Origin of the sequence: Bacillus cereus group sp. BfR-BA-01524 (genome assembly GCF_022662595.1) — a bacterium.
Classification (GTDB): domain Bacteria; phylum Bacillota; class Bacilli; order Bacillales; family Bacillaceae_G; genus Bacillus_A; species Bacillus_A thuringiensis_S.
Genome location: NZ_JAKUDW010000209.1, coordinates 1 through 2,380 on the forward strand (window position 1 = coordinate 1; position 2,380 = coordinate 2,380).

The window sequence follows — 2,380 nt, forward strand, 5'->3', positions numbered from 1 at the left end:
GCAAGGAATTATCGGTCCAACAGGAGCACAAGGAATTAGAGGCCCCCAAGGAAATACAGGGGAAATTGGTATAACAGGACCTCAAGGAGTCCAAGGAGCGCAAGGTAGTCAAGGGCCCCAAGGTCCACAAGGAAATGTTGGAATTACAGGTGCAACGGGTGAAACTGGGGCTACTGGAGCAACCGGGGCAACTGGACCACAAGGTGTGCAAGGAGTGCAAGGGATTACGGGAATACAAGGAATAACGGGAACGACAGGCAATACAGGTGCAACGGGTCCGCAAGGAATACAAGGGATACAAGGAGTTCAAGGTTTGCAAGGCCCAACTGGAGCAAGTGGAGTGACAGGTGCTAGTGGTAGTATAGGACCAATTGGAGCGCAAGGTAGTCAGGGGCAAAACGGAGCGGTTGGACCTACAGGTGCAACTGGTAGCGTAGGAGCAATAGGCTTCTCGGGAATAGTAGGAGCGACTGGAGCGACTGGTTTACCTAGTGGGGGCGGTTATTTCTTTTCCACTGCAACGAGTGCAATTGCAGCGAATGCGCTAATACCAATCAATTCTGGTTCTACAATTTTTGGATCAGGAATTAGTTTAACAAGTGCAACAACTGTAACGTTGAGTACGCCGGGAATATATTTAGTAAGTTATTATTTTCAAGGTGATCCAACTAGTGGGAATGAAACGATTTCAGTAAGGCTGACGTTAAATGGAACACAAGTCGCAGGGAGTTTTATTTTTTATGTTACAGCAGGTTTTGTATTGGAACCAGCGATTTCTAATATGATGATAATTCAAGTTACTTCTTCAAATTCCACCTTGTCATTACAAAATGGTCTATTAGCTATTGGTCATGTAACGACATTAGCGGGAGTAATAACAGCTAGCTTAAACATATTACAAATAGTTTGATGCGTTACAAACGGGAGGAGATGCTTGTGAAGAATCAAGATAAGTGTAGCAAGTTTCAAGCACCTATTCCTTTTCCGTCGCCAGGTATTACGGGGCCCACTGGTCCAACCGGTCCAACCGGTTCTTTAGGTGGACCAACTGGACCACAAGGAATACAAGGCGTACAAGGTCCAATCGGTCCAACTGGTCCTCAAGGAATACAAGGAGTGCAAGGGGTGCAGGGAGAAAATGGTCCAACAGGCCCAACGGGTTTAACTGGACCACAAGGTTTTCAAGGTAATCAAGGACCTATGGGAGAACAAGGGCCACAGGGAATACAAGGTGTTCAAGGAATTCAAGGTGAAAGAGGTCCGACTGGTCCAACTGGTATTCAAGGGATACAAGGAATTCCTGGTCCAATTGGTCCAACTGGTTCAACAGGAATACAAGGCATACAAGGAATACAAGGTGAAATCGGTTTAACAGGTCCAACAGGAATACAAGGTATACAAGGAGTGCAAGGAGAAAATGGTCCAACCGGTCCAACTGGAAATACTGGTATACAAGGTGTGCAAGGTAATTTAGGAAGTAGTGGTTTACAAGGTGTAACAGGAATACAAGGAATACAGGGTCCGATTGGTCCAACCGGCCCAACGGGTTCTCAAGGGATTCAAGGGGAACAGGGTCTAATAGGGCCACAAGGAGAAACTGGTGTTCAAGGTTTACAAGGTCCCCAGGGAGAAATGGGGCAGGTAGGTCCAACAGGTTCTCAAGGAATCCAAGGAGTGCAAGGTGAAATCGGTCCAACCGGCCCGACTGGTTTACAAGGTGATCCCGGTCCAACCGGCCTGACAGGAGCAACTGGGATAACTGGTCCGACAGGTTCTGCAACAGGCCCCACAGGAGCAACCGGTCCAACGGGTCCACCGGGAGGCCCAACCGGTCCAACAGGTCCAGCAGGATCACCAGGGGGTCCAACCGGTCCGACTGGAGCAACAGGGGCAACAGGGGCGACCGGAGCAACAGGAGCAACTGGAATCCAAGGAGTGCAAGGAATACAGGGGCCAACAGGAGCAACCGGTTTAACAGGTTTGCAAGGAGTGCAGGGACCAATGGGGGCAACAGGTCCAACGGGTGATCAAGGCATTCAAGGTCCACAAGGGATACAAGGAGTAACCGGCCCGGCAGGTCCGCAAGGTCTACAAGGTATACAAGGAACAATCGGCCCAACAGGTCCGACAGGTCCACAAGGAGTGCAAGGGGTACAGGGGCCAATCGGTCCAACCGGCCCTCAAGGGATACAAGGGATACAAGGTGAGCAAGGAGTAAGGGGAGCGACAGGTCCAACTGGTTTACAAGGTCTACAAGGAATCCAAGGTCCGAGTGGCCCAACCGGCCCACAAGGAGTGCAAGGAATCCAAGGTCCGAGTGGCATAACAGGCCCAACCGGTCCACAAGGAATTCAAGGTATTCAGGGACCACAAGGAAGTA

Annotated in this window: 2 pseudogenes; both read left to right on the forward strand. The window is 50.0% G+C overall.

Going from position 1 to position 2,380, the window contains the following annotated elements:
• Window positions 1-910: pseudogene (locus MR170_RS30345) on the forward strand (collagen-like protein); the annotation flags it as partial.
• A 20-nt stretch (window positions 911-930) separates the two neighbouring features.
• A pseudogene (locus MR170_RS30350) lies at window positions 931-2,380 on the forward strand (collagen-like protein); the annotation flags it as partial.